We start from the raw sequence: 16,799 nt of genomic DNA, 5'->3' as shown, positions 1-16,799 counted from the left end.
TAGCCAATGCCCCCAATTAATAGCAGATGTCAAATTATCCTTTCTCGTAATATTTGCTCCGGAGATTCGGCATGAAATATCAAAATACTCAAACAGGCCGAACGGCATGCTATAGAACTTGACGTTATTCAACCCGGAAGTCCGCAACAGAAAGCCTATATCGATCGGTATAATCCCACAGTTCGTTACGGCTTATTAAACCAATACGTGTTCGTGTGTATTGAAGAAGTCCAAGATCACGCAACGCGATGGCTGTGGACCTATAATAATGAACGGCCCAATATGGCAATTGGCGGTATAACACCCAAAACGAAGTTGGCGTTAGTTGTACAAGACCCTACTTTTAACATCGGTTAAAAATGGGGGGTTACCAATGGACCGATATTTTGTATGGGTACTAAAGCGGGTGTCTCTTTAGGCCCTCTCTTTAGGCCCAAAATACTAGATACAGGACCAGATACAGGCGTTGCATCTAAATGGCCATGTGGGAGTTCAAGGCAATGAGTTGGCGGATCGGATGTCGATTTTGGCGATTGGGGAAAAGACTCTTGATTTTGTGCGGTATCGGGATGCATTGGATGTGAAGGCTATTTTGGCGATGCGGCAGGGGGTTGGCCGTCTTAGCACCCATTCGACAGGTAGCAGTTGAAAAAAATTTTTTGAGCCTAAAGGCCGAACAAGTAATGGGGCCTATGGTTTGAATTAGAAATTTTACATATAAGCTATCAAGCCATATTTTAAATAAGCATTATAGTAAATCACTGATGGCCCAAGAGTCGGGGTTAAACCCGCGAGCTCTGCATTCATCCTGTGGTTTGTGAACCACAATCGCTCTTTCAGAAAAGGTTCTAAACTCGCCTTCTATGACACCCAATATTTCCCAACTAATCATGCCAGTTTTGCAGTTAAAGAACTGATCAACAACGTAGCCGCTTGCAAACAAGCCATCCGGTGTCTGATACATAGCTGAAAAATCGATAGTTGTTCCGGTCCAATCTGTAAAGGGATAGTCGTATCCACCTTTTGTTCTGTCTGCACTCCTAACATCTGCAACCACTCCAAGGATTAACGCGAAGATTGCAATGACGCCTACGGCTGACAATATAGTTTTAATCAATGGAATGTGACTCCTAAAGGTAACAGTCAAATAATCCAGATTAAGATTATTAAACTTCAGAACGTAGGGGTTAGCATAATTATTTAGTTAAATGTCATCGAATATTACCACACATTACGTGGATTATTGAAACCAAAGGGGTCACCCATTAATTGCTCATATTATGCGAGTTAACATTGCCGAGGCGGGGAGTTCCAAGGAATACGATAAAAGTCTCAATTCTGAAGATTAGTGATCGCATCGTGTTAATTGCAGTTATTGATATTTTTTTCCTGTCATTTTTTTCTGTTGGCGGTAAATTTTTTTGCGGCTCAGTGGGATGCATGCCGTGATTTATGGGCTTACAGCCCCTGTTCAGTACTAACAATGTGACCGGTTTGGGTAAAAGTGCACCGTCTGAATTCATGGTTAAAAAAATTCAGGCATTAACACAGAATGTTTGCATTATAGAATTACCGCCGTCAGAGGAGCGAGGCTGCCAGAGAGTAGTTCGTTGATCCCGCCCTGTGTTGATCTAATCTTTCGCCCTATTGTACAATCGCCGCACTATTTACCTATGTTGGAGAATTACCGAGTGCTTAACGTTGTGCTGCAAGAAAATGGCCTAGAGTTGTTTGTTCAAGGCGAGGTCGCCTATTTCAACTACTTTTGGTTGCGGGATAACTGTGAAACCTCATGGGAAAGCAGCACCAAGGAGCGGACCTTTGATATTCTTGGCGAACCCGATGACTTGTCTCCTCAAAGTGCGCACATAGAGGGTGGTTTTCTGGAGGTTAGCTGGAGCGAAGACAAGCAAAGCCGTTATGCGCTGCAGTGGCTAATGCGTTGGCACCAAGGCGAAAATCATGGCGATCTTGCTGTACGGTCCCGAAAACCCTGGCATGGCAACCACTATGCCAACATGGCACGGTTTGACTATACGGAGGTAATGGGCGCACCGAATCGGGTTGCCGATTGGGCAGAAGTCCTGTTGGATGAAGGTATTGCGCTGATACAGGGCATGCCGAACAGTGATCATGCGTTACAGTCTTTGTGTGAGCAATTCGGCGCAGTACGGCCGTCCTTTTCGGGCTATGTGTTCGATGTGTTTTCTAAGGCTCAACCTGAAAACCTAGCCTACACCAGCAAGGCGCTGGAACTACACACCGATTTGCCGGCGGAGGAACTTGCTCCAGGTATTCAGTTTTTGCACTGTAGAGTAAATGATGCGCAAGGTGGACAAAGTCTGTTTGTCGACGCCAACGCGGTGGCTAATGCCTTGCAAAAAAATCACCCCGAGTACTTCCGTATTCTCACCGAATACGAGGTACCGTTTCGCTACACCACCAACCACCAGGATGTACGGTCCAAACAACGGATTATTGAACTTGATCCTAATAATGGTGAAGTGAGTGGTGTTAACTTTAGTCAGCACCTGGCGGATATCTTCGATTTCCCTCAGCGCGATATGGATCGTTTTTACCCAGCATTCCGCAAATTTGGCCAAATGCTGCAAGATCCAAGCTATTTGATGACCTTTCGGCTCAACGCGGGAGAGTGCATCGTATTCGATAACCAACGTATCGCTCACGGTCGTACTTCCTATATAGAAGGCAGTGGCGTTAGGCATCTGCGCGGTTGTTATGTCGAGCGCGGGGAACTGCGGAGCACCTATAGGGTATTGCGCGCCCAGCATCCGGTGGCTACCGACCCAGTTGCATGGCCGCAGATGGATGATTCGGCGCTGGCTGAAGTGGGCTTAGGAGGATGACTATGACGGCAGAGCAAGATCTTCGAGTAGACTTGGCAGCGGCATTTCGGCTTATCCATGAGCTGGATATGCATGAGTCGGTTGCCAATCATCTGAGTGCGGCGGTGTCGGAAGACGGCAAACAGTTTCTGATGAATCAGCGCTGGATGCACTTTTCCAATGTCACCGCCAGCAACCTGCAGTTGCTCGACAGCGATGACGCCACTGTCATGGACAGCGATCAAGCGCCAGATGCATCGGCCTGGACCATTCATGGCAATGTACATCGGGTGCTACCCGACGCAAAGGTGATTATGCACCTACATCCCACCTACGCGACGGTACTTTCAACGCTAAAAGATCCGCGCATACTGCCGATTGACAACAATACGGCGCGTTTCTATGGCCGTATTGCCTACGACACGAATTTTGGTGGCATTGCTACCAGCGACGAAGAAGGTAAGCGCATTGTGCAAACCTTTGCTGGCAAAAAAGCGCTGATGATGGGTAATCACGGTGTCACCGTGATAGGTGAATCCGTGGCGGAGGCGTTCGAAAGCCTGTACTACCTGGAGATAGCGTGTAAAACAATGGTCTTGGCCTACGCCACTGGCCAGGAGCTTAACGTGCTACCCCATGAGTTAGCGTTGGAGACGGCGGAAAGCTGGGACGCGTTTCGCGGCACCTCATTTGCGCATTTCGAGCAATTGAAGGCGAACCTTGATCGGAAGGATAGTTCTTATCGGGGGTGAATCAAACGGGGTCAACCCTTTAAATCGTCACTTATATGGTTTTTAATAATAGAAGAGAAACTTCCAAGTCCACTTTTATGACCAATGACTTTACTGGATTCAGTTTGGCTAATGCCACGATAAATTTATTGAACGTGGCAAGGCGGCATGTACAAACCCAATGGCACCAAGAACAACGTCGAATTGTACGACTGCACCATTAGTTTTAAAAAATACGCATTTAGGTATTGGTTATGAACGTGTTGCGGTTAGGGCCGGTTGTGAGGTAAGCCCGGTTCATGGTCAGCATTCTCTACACAATCAAAGATGTGACCACGAGCCAGCTTGAACGGGCAGTGAACCCGCCCGGGTTTGGGTTACTTATCGGTCACGGCCCCTTCTGATGCGCTGGATACCAGTTTGGCATATTTGGCCAGCACACCTCGAGTGTAGAGAGGCGCAGGTTGCTTCCAACTGTTACGGCGCTGGGCCAGCACGACGTCACTGATGTCGACGCTGATTTTGCGTGTCTCGGCATCGATGGTGATTTTATCGCCGTTCTCAACCAGTGCAATCGGGCCGCCTTCAAAGGCTTCTGGGGTGATATGTCCGACCACAAAACCATGCGAGCCACCCGAGAAACGACCATCGGTGATCAGCGCAACGTCCTTGCCCAAGCCTTTGCCAATAATAGCCGAGGTAGGGGAGAGCATTTCTCGCATACCCGGGCCGCCCTTGGGACCCTCGTAGCGGATGACGATGACATCGCCGGCAATCACATCGCCATTAAGGATCCCGGCCAAGGCCGCCTCTTCACCATGGTAGACCCGAGCCGAGCCTTCGAAACGTAGCCCTTCCTTGCCGGTGATCTTGGCCACTGAACCGGTAGGCGATAGGTTGCCGTGCAAGATCACCAGGTGGGAATCTTTTTTAATCGGGTTGCTAAAAGGGCGAATGATGTCTTGATCCGCTGGGTAATCGCCCACGTTGGCAAGGTTTTCCGCCAGCGTCTTTCCGGTCACGGTCAGGGCATCGCCATGCAACAAGCCGGCATCGAGTAAACGCTTCATCAAAGGCTGGATGCCGCCAATGGCGACCAGTTCGGACATCATATACTTGCCACTGGGGCGCAAATCGGCCAATACGGGCGTGGTTTTACCGATTTCGGTGAAGTCCTCAAGGGTCAGGTCGACACCCACGGCGTGGGCCATGGCGAGCAAATGCAAGACACCATTGGTAGAGCCGGCCAGTGCGATAACCACCCGGATTGCGTTCTCGAAGGCCTTGCGGGTCATGATGTCGCGTGGCTTGATATCGTGCGCCAGCAGTTCCAGTACCTGCTGGCCTGCGCGGAAGCAGTCTGACTCCTTGTCGGTGGACGTGGCGTCTTGCGCGGAGGAGCCGGGCAGCGACATCCCTAAAGCCTCGATCGCCGACGCCATGGTGTTGGCGGTATACATGCCCCCGCATGAACCGGGGCCTGGGATGGCGGTCTCTTCAATCTGTTTCATCTCAATCAAGTCCAGTTCGCCTTTAGCGTACTGGCCCACGGCTTCAAACACCGAAATAATGTCCGTATGGCCCGCGCCGGGTTTAATGGTGCCGCCGTAGACAAAAATTGCTGGACGGTTCAAGCGGGCTAGGCCGATCATGCAACCGGGCATATTTTTATCGCAGCCGCCGACGGCAACCACACCATCAAAGCCTTCGCAACCCACCACGGTTTCAATGGAATCGGCGATAACCTCGCGCGAGACCAGGGAATATTTCATCCCTTCGGTGCCATTGGCGATGCCATCTGATACGGTGATGGTGTTGAAAATAAGCGCCTTGCCACCGGCCGCGTTGGCGCCCTTTTCAGCCTCTTCGGCAAGCTTGTTAATGTGCATATTGCACGGCGTTACATTGGCCCACGTCGAGGCGATGCCGATCTGTGGCTTGTTGAAGTCGTCATCGGTGAAGCCGACTGCGCGCAACATAGATCGGGCGGGCGCCGTCTCGATGCCATCCACCACTTTGGAGGAATACTTACGCATGCTATCTGTAATCTTGGTCATTGCGAAACCTTTTATATTTTTCGTGTGTATTCGGTAGGATGCGGCTTAACCTCTTCAGCTAGTGCCAGTATCGCCTGATGATGGACAAAAAGTGTGTCAATGTCGACCATCCAGATTACCGGTGCTGTTTTGCCAGGGCTTATTTGTTTTTTGGTGTTGGTTTAGAATGGCTGTTTAGTGTTAGCCTATAGGTGCTCTAGCGTCAGTGCGTTCTGTTTCCTATAATTTCAGAGAAAAAGTAACCTATCGCATCCTGACGTTAGCGGGTGCCCATCGCTATAAGCCAGCAGGCTATCATTGCAGGGGGATACACCTGGCACCGTTAATTTACCACTTTTTATAACTAATCTACGAGAGCCTTATGACAGAGTTAATGAATGACGACGCATTGTTATCATTGAAAATTGCCTTTACCTATATGCCAAAGGCAATTGAAGTTACTAAGTACGAATACGGTGATCAATATCAAAATATACTTGATCATATAGAAGCCGTTAGAGCGGTTCTGTTAATAAACGATGTTGACCCGGACGAGGTATATGGTGAAATAAATCCAAGCACCTCGCCTAATTCATCCTATTGAAAATATTATTTTTGCGGCAAGCCTTATAAAAAAGTTTGGAATTAAATTAATTTATAGATCTAATTAATTTTATTTCCCAGACCATATCGCGATCTGTTTATTAGCGAGTCACCATTATTTACAGATCAGTAGGTTAAGATATTTATCTGAGCGACTACGATAAAAATTTTATGTTATGCACTACTCAAGCGTTTTCGATGTGAAGGCTATGTTAATGATGCGGGAGGCGCGGAGGGTAGAAGCATGCTCAGTTGAGTAGGGCCTGGTGATCTTTCAGGAGTTAATATTGATAATCTAAACACGACTGGGGCAGGTGACTGTTGAGCAATTTTTGGTGACTTATCTGTTACATGCCATAGTCACGTTCTACCTTCGCTATTCGGATCTTAAACGACTCATACCACCGGTCATGCCCTAAACGCTGAGCTGTTTGGTGTTCTAGGTTGGCCTTCCAGTTTTTTATAGACTCAATATCGGCCCAATAAGAGATGGTTATACCTATATCCTCCTTTGCAGACTCAACGCCCAGAAATCCTGGTTGCGTTGATACTAATTCAAGCATCTTGGCGGACATTGCACCATAGCCGTTGTCGCCCGTAGATCGGAGTGACGTAAAGATTGCCGCGTAATAAGGCGGCTTAGGGGTTTTTGCTATAGCAGTCATTGTTTCGAAATCCAAGGTTAGAGGTGCGGCTTGGTTGCTTTTTACGTGGACAATATCGGCCGGGCATTGGGCCTGGCTGCTCTATTCTGGGCACGCGATGGTAAACAAATAAGAATCCCATGGACAAAGTTTCTAATTTAAATCCCTCTAGCTTGTTATTATCATAATTACTACGGGAATTGGCATCTTTGGTTTTCCAGCATAAGATTACCGTTCTGGTCTCGGCATTCAGGAATAGACCAGTCCCGGCCTGAAAGCTCAAAAAAAGCTACACTAGATAGGATTAAGAAAAATAGTATCCCACCTATACTCACCTTCTTAATATTTTTGCCTCGAATTACCTTATCAATAATTATTTTAATTAATAATGCAAAAAACCCCAAAGAACCAATGAAAAATATAAAAATCGACCAATCCATTATTTCAAAACTAAAATTCAATATTAATCTCCCAGTTGAGCTTAACGATTGTAGTGAAAATGCAGCAATGCTACGTTTAATACTTTTGATTTTTAACTACTATTACCTTGGTGCCGACAACGTGGTCGGGTAAGCACTTTTAAGATTTTAAAAAAACAAAAAGGATAGTAATGATGCTGACTAATTAACCAATAACTGGGATCAATGAAACACCCCAATAGAAACCATACCTTTTAGCCAAGGCAGGGATGTACGCATGCATGTTTTCGGTTGTTACTATCTGTATGTTTAGAATTTATTTGCTTATATATCCATTGTTGCTTCATTTGAGTTGATAGTATTGGTTTGCATGCGGCTCCTTGATAGATTTCTTACCCAGCTAACAGATTGTCCTTCGGCACCCGCCATTTTATTGGTCACTAATTGTTTTTGAAAAGTTAACAATTAAAACCGACCCTATGCTAGATAGTCTCTCGCTTACTCGGATTTCTGTCAATTTAATAAGCCCGGAAAAGGCCGCTGGAGGGGTTGATTAGTGGGTCGGATTGATTTTGATGCATCCTATATAAACTGGTTTCTTCAGAGGACTACAGACAGAGCTTTTATAAGTATCGAATACTGCCCATTGTTCTTGGAGGCGAATCCGGGCTGCATTGGGCTTGCCCTTATCAGCCTGTTGCGCGCCGGATCTCGGTGACGTTGCAGGTCAGTTCTTTAGGATAGTCGCGGAAGGCAGTTCGATAACACCCATAAAGAGATACCCATGCTGAGTAACAATCCGAACAGGCTTTTTGATCCGTTATTGCAGCGCAAAGACCTTTTCCCCTCCAGCCTTGATCAGCCCATATTGCGGCTGCACCACTGAGACCAGCACGCTGGCCAGTGATGCAGGGAACTGCACCGATAGACCCTTGGGGCGCGCAAAAGCGTGCTGCGCGGATAAACGAAACTCAACCAAGCCTTGTCCTGCTTCGTCTTCATGGCCTGTTTCATAAGCCTGATAGCTCTCGGACATAAAGACCAGGGCCTCTTGTTCCAATTTAAGCTCTATCGCACCGGCTAAGTATTCCGCCAGTTTGTCGTTTAAGGCATCGGACGATAGGTCCGCTTGCGTTAATAACAAATCGGTCTCGCCGGTTAACCAGGCGCTGGGGTCAGACAGAATGGTTTGCCAGTCGTCGATGTCGATGAGTAGACGCACTTCAACCTGGCCATCCCGCAAGATGATCTGCGCTGAGTTTTGTGGGAACTCATGGGCATGCCCGACAGTTAATATCAGACTGCTTAACAGTATAAATACCGGACGAATCAGTTTAAGCAGGCTAAAGCGCCTGCTCATTCGAGCTTGGTTGAATCTAATCACGACAGAGTGTTCCCGATTCAACAGCGCCATCGTTACTGATGGTGCGTTGGTTAAAATCGAAACACTTCGGATCGCTCGTGGACGGCTTAAAGATTGAATAATAGTCTTCGCCCTGATAGCTGTAAGTCATTGTGCGTGTGCCATCAGCCGTCTCGCTGTGTTGCAAGTTTTCAACGCCGCCTCGAGGCGGGTTTAAATCGGAGCGGATAAATGCACCGCGCATCGGTGATACGCGCGGCAATATGGTGGTATCCACCTCGCCGACCAAGCATTGAAAGATGTAAGGAGGTTCTTCCGAGGTATGATAGCGGTAACCAAAGCTGCCATCGGCCTGGCCATTACAAACATCCAACGAACCCTTCTTAATGGCGCTGCCGTCTGGATTTTCATCGCCAAAGAGTGGGTAGCCGTCGTAGCCCCAGCCCAAAATCGTGGTGGCATTGGCATTCTCGATGGTGTCTATCATGCAGATGGGTTTGGCGTGGTAATGGTAATCGTCACCGCGGCCGGCATGGCCACCGCATACATCCAACTGGCCCAACGCCAGCGTGTCCATCTTGGCATCATAATTATCCAAGTCCAGATCGCCCTGAGCGGAATAGTCGTAAATCGGTACCCCATTTATGGCAATGCCTAAAGCGGCATCAATTGAGGTTTTTTCGGCGGCCATTTTGGGCGCAAGCGGAATGGGCGCAGCGTTTCCGGGTGCGGGTACCGGTATCTGTTCATTGGTCCCGGTAATGCCGGTCATTAATTCATGGTCCGGATAGGTATCCGACACCAGGTAGGCGTGTGATTCATCACAGGTCACCACCACCTCGGTGAAGCCAGAATCGCTAACGGATGCCTGGACGATTGCGCACGCCTTAGAATCGACACTCTCTTTGATACTCGGTACCGCATTAACAACGCGCTCTTGTGGAGTACGATCGCCTTCGTCGGCCCGGCCACCCTCTGCTCTGACGGGACGTTCATCGCCGTCTTCAGGTCGTGGCGGGCGCTCATCACCGTCTTCAGGTCGTGGCGGGCGCTCACCACCGTCTTCAGGACGTGGCGGACGATCTTCACCGTCTTCAGGTTTAGCGGGCCGGTCATCGGCAGCGCCGTCGCCCGCAAGGATGTCACCGTCACCGGGGACGCTGGCAAAGGACCGTGCAAATCCCACGGTCAAGGACGTCGAGGCTAATAGGGCGTCGGCCATCTGGGCTCTGAGCTCTATTGGTGTGATCTCGCTGGCGTCGCTTATCTCAAGCGTGTCAGACAACGCATAGAGGTGAAAAGTGTAGTCTTTACTGCCAGTGCCCTTTGAGCAAGGCGGCGCATAGGCCAGCTTGGGATTGACGCTGTTGCCGCCCATGGTGCCGACGATGGAGCCTTCGCTTACCGACTTCACGTTTGTAGGGATGTTATAGAGTGTCCAGTACCAGTGAACGTCATCAGGTCCGGCTTCATGGTCCATCAGCACAACCAATGACTCGGTTCCCTTGGGAACACCGCTCCAAGCCAGTGGCGGTGAAACCCCTGCGCCGTCACAACCATACTGTTCAGGTAACGTGCCGTTATCGGTCATGACACTGCTGGAGAGCACCAGGCCATTATCGGCTAGCGCAAAGGGCGCTAGCAGCGAGAACGTTAGTACCGCCATTGCGGCCTTCTTAGGTAGAATTTTAGTACGCATCTGACGAATTCCTTACTCGTATTTAACAGCCGTATGTCCAGCTGATATTAAGTTATACCGGGCATAATGACAAACTTACTCGCGCCGGATTCACCTGAAAGCCCGGTTTTTTCCCTTTCATCCTAGTGTCTTGGTTTTGGGCTGTGCAAATAATGTACTGGTCCGCCCTTTAGCCCGGTAATGTCGTAGCATTGGATCCGGCAAAGGACCGATCTACTGACATAGGCCCGTGAACAGATCTCTTTCAGGACTGGATTGCTGTAATCGGTGCGTCTAGAATAGTCCGGCGTTTAAGCCAAGTCTGCTGGCTCTTTATTGCATCGTTGCTAGCAGTCGGCTCGCGAAGTGCGTGCCTGGCCAGCGTTTGGGTTAACTTTGTTGCCGCATAGGAGGACCACGCCAATGCTACAAAACCCCTATTTTAAAATGAGCCTCACCTCCTTGGTAAAACTGAGCCATACCTCCTTTGTAAAACTGAGCCACAGCCCTATGAGTCGGCGATGAAAGACGGCATTAGCAACCTCCAACGTCGTCATCTGCTTACTCAGATGCTGCGCCTACGTCGCTTTGAACAACGCTCCACTAAACTGGTTCATGACGGCTCAATGCACGGCCTTTTGCCCCAGGTATGGCGCGAAGGTGCTATGGCTGTGGGTGTGATGCAGGCCTTGACGGCCGACGATCGGGTTGTTGCCGCTGCGCGCTGCCATCTTTATGCCTTAGCCCTAGGGGTGCCCATGAATGATGTGATGGCGGAATTGTTTGGCAAAATCACCGGGCCCAATCGCGGTCGGGGCGGAAGTTTTCATCTCTATGATCGGGACCGGCGCTTCTATGGCGATCACAGTTTGGCGGCCGGCGGACTGCCGATGGCGGTCGGTTTGGCCTGGTCCGATAAGCTGCAGCAGCGCAATCGAGTTACCGTCTGCTTTGCCAGTGCGAGTCTGAGCGCGCCCAACGAGTGGGTTGGTAGCTTAAATTTGGCGCGTTCAGCAGCGCTGCCATTGCTCTGTATCGCTGCAAAGCCGCGCACGGGACAGACATCTGGCGCGCCCCTGGCCAAGGCGGGTCGCATATCGGAGCCGGATGACCCGCTATTTGAAGACCATCTATTCGAAGACCATTCATTCGATGGCCAGGCGATCGAAGTCGACGAGTCGGATGTGATCCACGTTGCAGCGGCGGCCAAGGCGGCCTGCGATGCCATTCGGCGCGGAGAGGGGCCTCAGTTTCTGGCTTATGATTGCCGTCCTCTAAGAGTGGGTCAGCCAGGCCTGGATGACACCGGCAAGCAGGTGCTTAATAGTGCGGAGCCGGCCGCCGAAAGTTGGCCAGATCCGGGCGCTATCGAGCATTTGAGTCAATGGCTGCGAGACCACAACAAGCTGTCTGACGCGGCGGGTGCGGCGATTGAAACCGCACTGGACTGGGAGTTTAATGAAGCCGTGCGCTTTGCCGAAGCATCGGGCCGTGAACCGGCCAATGCGCTGTTCGACCGTATTTTCGCGCACCCCTAGGGTATAAACCCGGAGGTCTAAGATGACGAAGATAACCTATTGGGCGGCCATTCGGGCTGCTATCGAACAAGCCATGGCGAGCGATAAGCGGGTGGTGCTGATGGCCCAGGCGGCGCACCAGCCCGATGAGGGTTATGGCTTGGCCAATGATCTATCGGCCCGTTTCAGTCCGGAACGGGTGCGTATTTGCCCATTGTCTGCCGCGGACTTGGTGTGCGCCGGTATTGGCGCCGCGCTGGGCGGGCTCAAACCCGTGCTGGAAGTGTCGAGTGCTAATAGCCTCGCGGTGCTTGCCCCGCTGGTGAGCAATGCCGCCAGCTTGGGTTTCAAGACTGGCGGCCAGCTGTCCGTGCCCTTGGTGATCCGCATGATGGCCGGCGCAGCGCAACCGTCGCCCAGCCTGGCCAATTGGATCGCGCAGATCCCGGGCATAAAGGTGCTGGTGCCGGCCACGGTTACCGATGCCCGCTATATGTTGGCTGAGGCGCTGGCGGACCCGGAGCCAACGGTTATCTTTGAGCATCGGCTGCTCTACAATAAAGAAGAGCGGTGCACCCCCCGAACGTTGGCTTACAGCGCCGAACGAGCTCTCGTGCGGCGCCCCGGCAACGATCTGACGCTGATCGCTTACAGCGCCTATTTAGACGAGGCCCTCGCCGTCGCCGACCGGCTGCAGGCGAGCGACAATAAGTCCATCGAGGTCATCGATCTGCGCTGTCTGCGACCTCTGGACAGTGAGACCCTGTTTAAGTCGGTGCGCAAAACCCATCGGGCGGCCCTGGTCGATGAGAGCTGGAAGACCGGCAGCTTTGCCGCGGAAATCTGTGTCCAACTGGTCGAACATTGTTGGCCAGATCTGCATGCGCCGATTCGGCGAGTGTGCTCGGCTGAAGTGCCGCTGCTTTATCCAGACCATTTGACCCAGGCCGCTCGGCCCCAGCGCCGCGACATTGAAGCATTGGCGCGGTCGGTTCTGGGCCTGGTCGGGTAGGGCGGCAGCAAGCGATGACCGTCAGACCGGTTTTGCCCGCTGTGGCGGGTAAATTCTCAATTGTTAACATAAATACCAGCCTATTGGTGCTTTAGCATGCAATTTGCTAAATAACGGGTGTAATGACCTTGGGAATATGGCATAAATGCTTGAATTAGCTGTAAAAATTAGCACTTTCCATTCGAGATCCATCTGAGGTTCATATGTGTCCAGCAAAGGTAGTTGACGGCGTAACAAGAGGCTTTGTTATTCCAATTGGGGGGGCAGAAGAACGCAAAAGTGATCCGGCAATACTGAAACGTTTTGTAGAATTAAGCGGCGGCAAAGCGGCCGTGATCGTCATCATTCCAACCGCGTCTAAGCTGGCGGATACCGGTGCCAACTACGAGCAGGTATTTCTCGAGTTAGGCGCTCACCAGGCTGTGTCCTTGGCCATTAGCTCACGCGACGATGCCGCTCGGGCAGACTATCTTGAGCTGCTGCAACAGGCGACTGGCATCTTTATCACCGGCGGTAACCAACTGCGCCTGTCCACCATTATTGGCGGTACGCCGGTTGCGCAAGCGATCCGTAAACTCAATGCTGGCGGTGTGCATGTGGCGGGCACCTCGGCCGGAGCGGCCATTATGCCCGAGCATATGATCGCCGGAGGACCTACAGGCGCCTTGCCCAATGAACAGGGCGTGACCTTTGCACCGGGCTTGGGGCTGATCAATAAGGTGCTGTTGGATCAGCATTTCAGTCAGCGCAATCGGTTAGGGCGCTTGCTCTCCGCCGTGTCCTATAACCCATTTGCATCGGGCTTGGGTATTTGTGAAGATACAGCGGCCTTTATCGGGCCGGATGATATGCTCGAAGTAGTCGGCAGCGGCAGCATCACGGTAGTGGATCCTTCGGGTCTAAAACACAGTTCGATGGCTGACGCCCGTATCGGCGAAGCCATCACCCTGATTGGTCTCACCCTGCATATGCTGAGCAGCGGCGCAAAGTTCGATTTAAATACCCGAGAAGCCTTTCCGAAGTGAGTCGGTTGATGTTCAGATGCCACTGACCTATGAAATCCATTTGAGTTGACGGCGCGCCTTGCTGCTCAAGTTCGAACTTAAATTTAAATAGGAAATGCCCAATGAAGTATGTTTCTTCCAATGTCTATGTCGGTCCCAGCGTTTACGCGCACTTCCCGGTCATCCGTCGAGTTGTGGATCTGGGGATATTGGAAGACTACCCCTCAGTCAAGTTGGGTGAGGCCTTTATCGATGGCCTCGTGGCCGCCTTACCGGGCCTCGATGACCACGGTTGTTCCTATGGCGTGCCCGGTGGCTTTATTCGCCGCCTGAAAGAAGATGAAGGCACCTGGATCGCCCATATTTGGGAACATGTGACCTTGGAGCTGCAGTGCATGGGCGGCAACAAAGTCAGCTTTGGGCGGACCCGCGGCGCGGGCGCGGTCGGTCACTACAACATGGTGTATGAGTATCACCAAAAGGATGTCGGCCTGGCCGCATCCGATCTGGCGCGCCAACTGTTGATTTCGCTGATGCCGGCTGAAATTCAAGGCCAATTGAACAGCCGAGTCGATGACGATTTTGATTTTGAGCAAGAACTGGCCGACTTTATCCGCTTTGCTCAGCGCAAGGAGTTTGGCCCCAGCACCCAGGCGCTGGTCAATGCCGCCGAGGCGCGCAACATCCCGTGGTTACGCCTTAATGAATACAGTCTGGTGCAATTCGGGCACGGCAAGTATCAGCAACGGATTCAGGCCACCATTACCAGCATGACCAAGCATATCGCCGTGGAAATTTCCTGTGACAAGGAAGAAACCCATAACTTGCTCAACAGCCTGGGCCTGCCATTACCCCAACAACGCCTGGTCTATTCACAAGAGAAGGCGCTGTCTGCGGCCAAAACCATCGGCTTCCCGGTGGTGGTTAAGCCCCTCAATGCCAATCATGGCCGTGGCGTGTCGATTAATCTGACCACCCCCGAGATGGTCGTGACCGCCTTTGATTACGCACGTGAGTTTGGCACCGGTAAGGCCGTTTTAGTGGAGTCGTTCTTGACCGGTCTGGACCATCGCATGCTGGTGGTCAATGGCGAGCTGGTCGCCGTGGCCAAGCGAGTCCCCGGCCATGTGATCGGCGATGGCGTCAGTTCGGTTGCCAGCCTGATCGACCGAGTCAATGAAGATCCACGTCGGGGCGTGGGCCATGAAAAGGTGCTCACGCGCCTGGAGCTGGATGCCCAAGCCCTGAGGTTGCTGGGTGAAGCCGACTATACCGCCGATACCGTCTTAGCCCAGGGCGAACTGTTCTATCTGCGTGCCACCGCGAACCTATCGACCGGCGGCACCGCGATCGACCTTACTGATGTCGTGCACCCCGATAACCGGGCCATGGCCGAACGGGCGATCAGCGCCGTCGGGCTCGATATAGGCGGGGTCGATTTTTTGACCTCCGATATTACCCAATCCTATAAGGACGTCGGGGGCGGTATTGTTGAAGTCAATGCCGCACCCGGATTCCGCATGCACGTGGCCCCGAGCGAAGGGCAGCCGCGCGATGTAGCTGGCAAGGTCTTGGACATGTTGTTCCCAGTCGGCGAGCCGGCGCGCATCCCCATTGCCGGTATTACCGGTACCAATGGTAAAACCACCACCTCACGCATGCTGTCCCATATTCTGAAAACCGCGGGTCATATAGTGGGCATGACCTCGACCGACGGCGTGTATGTCGACGGCCGTCTGTCGGTCAAGGGCGATATGACCGGGCCGGTGTCTTCGCAAATGGTGCTGCGCGATCCCCTAGTTGACATTGCCGTACTGGAAACGGCGCGCGGCGGTATTTTACGCGCCGGCTTGGGCTATCGTGAGACCGATGTGTCGGCTTGTTTAAATGTCCAGGAAGACCATCTGGGCCTCAAGGGTATCGATACCGTCAGCCAACTGGCCGAGATTAAGCGCGTCGTGGTCGAAGTGGCGACCGATACTGCCATTCTCAATGCCGACGATCTGGAATGCGTTAAGATGTCGGCCTATGTGAAGGCTAAAAACATCTGCTACGTCACCATGAATTCCGGCCACAGCCTAGTGCGCGAGCACATCCGGGCCGGTGGCCGGGCGGTGGTGTTGGAACGGGGCATCAATGGCGAGATGATTACTATTTTTGACAAGGGCGTGCACATTCCGCTGTTGTGGACCCATCTGATTCCGGCCACGCTCGAGGGAAAGGCGACTCATAACGTGCAAAATGCCATGTTCGCCGCGGCCCTGGCCTTTAGCCTGAACAAGCGCCTTGAAGATATTCAGCACGGCTTACGCACCTTTAATACCACCTTCTTCCAAGCCCCAGGGCGGATGAACGTATTCGATGAACACCCTTTCAGGGTCATACTCGACTATGCGCATAACGCCGACGGCGTGCGCTCGATGAGTGAGCTGGCGTCCAAGCTGGACGTGGATGGTAAGCGTATTGTGGTCATTGCCGGTCCGGGCGACCGCCGCGATGCCGATCTGGTCAATATCAGTCGGGCCGCCGCGGGCCACTTCGACCTCTATATCTGTAAGGCCGATGACAATCGGCGTGGCCGCGGTGACGATGAGGTGCCGCAAATGATTGCCCGCGCCTTAATCGAGCAGGGCGTTCAACCCGAGCAGATCCTGGTCATTGCCGATGAGGTGGATGCCATCGACAAGGCCTTAAATCTGGCCGATCACGGCGACCTGGTGATGGTCTTCGGCGATGCCATTACCCGCTGCTGGAAGCAAATTATTCAATTTAATAACGTCACCGGTGGCCAGAGCACGACACCCACCAAGGCGCCTCAAAGCCTGGTGTCGATGTTGGATGCCGAGGAGCCCGACACCTTTGTATTGCAACCGGGTATGACCATTGTTAAAGACGAACGCGGTGTCCGAGTTGCGTTTGACACCGAAGAAGGCAGCGATTAGAGGG

Annotated in this window: 13 protein-coding genes and 1 pseudogene; 8 read left to right on the top strand and 6 right to left on the bottom strand. The window is 51.9% G+C overall.

Annotation, left to right across the window (positions count from 1 at the left end; all coding sequences use genetic code 11):
* Window positions 1-96: 96 nt before the first annotated feature.
* Window positions 97-357: pseudogene (locus tag REIFOR_RS09205) on the top strand (integrase core domain-containing protein); the annotation flags it as partial.
* Between the two features lie 391 nt (window positions 358-748).
* Here REIFOR_RS09205 and REIFOR_RS09200 read toward each other — a convergent pair.
* Entirely contained in the window at window positions 749-1,117 is a 369-nt protein-coding gene (locus REIFOR_RS09200; protein WP_100257270.1) for a hypothetical protein, read from the bottom strand.
* Window positions 1,118-1,691: 574 nt separating this feature from the next.
* Here REIFOR_RS09200 and REIFOR_RS09195 point away from each other — a divergent pair.
* Window positions 1,692-2,867, top strand: coding sequence for a TauD/TfdA family dioxygenase (locus tag REIFOR_RS09195; RefSeq protein WP_227003652.1), 1,176 nt, complete (start codon window positions 1,692-1,694; stop codon window positions 2,865-2,867).
* Between the two features lie 2 nt (window positions 2,868-2,869).
* On the top strand, window positions 2,870-3,598 hold the full coding sequence (locus REIFOR_RS09190; RefSeq protein WP_193437295.1) for a class II aldolase/adducin family protein: 729 nt from the start codon (window positions 2,870-2,872) through the stop codon (window positions 3,596-3,598).
* A gap of 356 nt (window positions 3,599-3,954) precedes the next feature.
* Here REIFOR_RS09190 and ilvD read toward each other — a convergent pair whose 3' ends face one another.
* The gene (gene ilvD / locus REIFOR_RS09185) at window positions 3,955-5,634 is read right to left on the bottom strand and encodes a dihydroxy-acid dehydratase (RefSeq protein ID WP_100257268.1); all 1,680 of its coding nucleotides are present in this window, start codon (window positions 5,632-5,634) and stop codon (window positions 3,955-3,957) included.
* Between the two features lie 361 nt (window positions 5,635-5,995).
* On the opposite strand from ilvD, the gene REIFOR_RS09180 reads away from it, so the two are divergent.
* Window positions 5,996-6,217 carry a penicillin-binding protein gene (locus REIFOR_RS09180; protein ID WP_100257267.1) on the top strand — a complete coding sequence of 74 codons (222 nt, stop codon included), beginning with the start codon at window positions 5,996-5,998 and terminating at the stop codon, window positions 6,215-6,217.
* 346 nt (window positions 6,218-6,563) lie between these two features.
* Here the strand turns inward: REIFOR_RS09180 and REIFOR_RS09175 are convergent, their stop codons facing one another.
* From REIFOR_RS09175 to REIFOR_RS09160, 4 genes are all read right to left on the bottom strand, one after another.
* On the bottom strand, window positions 6,564-6,881 hold the full coding sequence (locus tag REIFOR_RS09175) for an antibiotic biosynthesis monooxygenase family protein (RefSeq protein WP_100257266.1): 318 nt from the start codon (window positions 6,879-6,881) through the stop codon (window positions 6,564-6,566).
* Between the two features lie 170 nt (window positions 6,882-7,051).
* The gene (locus REIFOR_RS09170; protein ID WP_145980272.1) at window positions 7,052-7,321 is read right to left on the bottom strand and encodes a hypothetical protein; all 270 of its coding nucleotides are present in this window, start codon (window positions 7,319-7,321) and stop codon (window positions 7,052-7,054) included.
* Between the two features lie 778 nt (window positions 7,322-8,099).
* Complete coding sequence (locus REIFOR_RS09165; protein WP_100257264.1) at window positions 8,100-8,639, bottom strand: hypothetical protein; 540 nt, start codon at window positions 8,637-8,639, stop codon at window positions 8,100-8,102.
* Window positions 8,640-8,655: 16 nt separating this feature from the next.
* Entirely contained in the window at window positions 8,656-10,341 is a 1,686-nt protein-coding gene (locus REIFOR_RS09160) for a YHYH protein (RefSeq protein WP_100257263.1), read from the bottom strand.
* Window positions 10,342-10,841: 500 nt separating this feature from the next.
* On the opposite strand from REIFOR_RS09160, the gene REIFOR_RS09155 reads away from it, so the two are divergent.
* The 4 genes from REIFOR_RS09155 (at window position 10,842) to cphA (ending at window position 16,795) form a co-directional block, all read left to right on the top strand.
* Complete coding sequence (locus REIFOR_RS09155) at window positions 10,842-11,858, top strand: thiamine pyrophosphate-dependent dehydrogenase E1 component subunit alpha (RefSeq protein ID WP_100257262.1); 1,017 nt, start codon at window positions 10,842-10,844, stop codon at window positions 11,856-11,858.
* 22 nt (window positions 11,859-11,880) lie between these two features.
* A complete protein-coding gene (locus tag REIFOR_RS09150) occupies window positions 11,881-12,849 on the top strand; it encodes an alpha-ketoacid dehydrogenase subunit beta (RefSeq protein WP_100257261.1) in 969 nt (322 codons plus the stop codon).
* 203 nt (window positions 12,850-13,052) lie between these two features.
* Window positions 13,053-13,874 carry a cyanophycinase gene (locus REIFOR_RS09145; protein ID WP_100257260.1) on the top strand — a complete coding sequence of 274 codons (822 nt, stop codon included), beginning with the start codon at window positions 13,053-13,055 and terminating at the stop codon, window positions 13,872-13,874.
* A 101-nt stretch (window positions 13,875-13,975) separates the two neighbouring features.
* Window positions 13,976-16,795 (top strand): cyanophycin synthetase, encoded by a 2,820-nt coding sequence (gene cphA, locus REIFOR_RS09140; RefSeq protein ID WP_100257259.1) that lies wholly within the window; start codon window positions 13,976-13,978, stop codon window positions 16,793-16,795.
* Window positions 16,796-16,799 lie beyond the last annotated feature (4 nt).

Origin of the sequence: Reinekea forsetii (assembly GCF_002795845.1) — a bacterium.
Lineage (GTDB): Bacteria > Pseudomonadota > Gammaproteobacteria > Pseudomonadales > Natronospirillaceae > Reinekea > Reinekea forsetii.
Note: the sequence above shows the minus strand (reverse complement) of the source record. Positions and strands in the feature narration are given on the sequence as shown.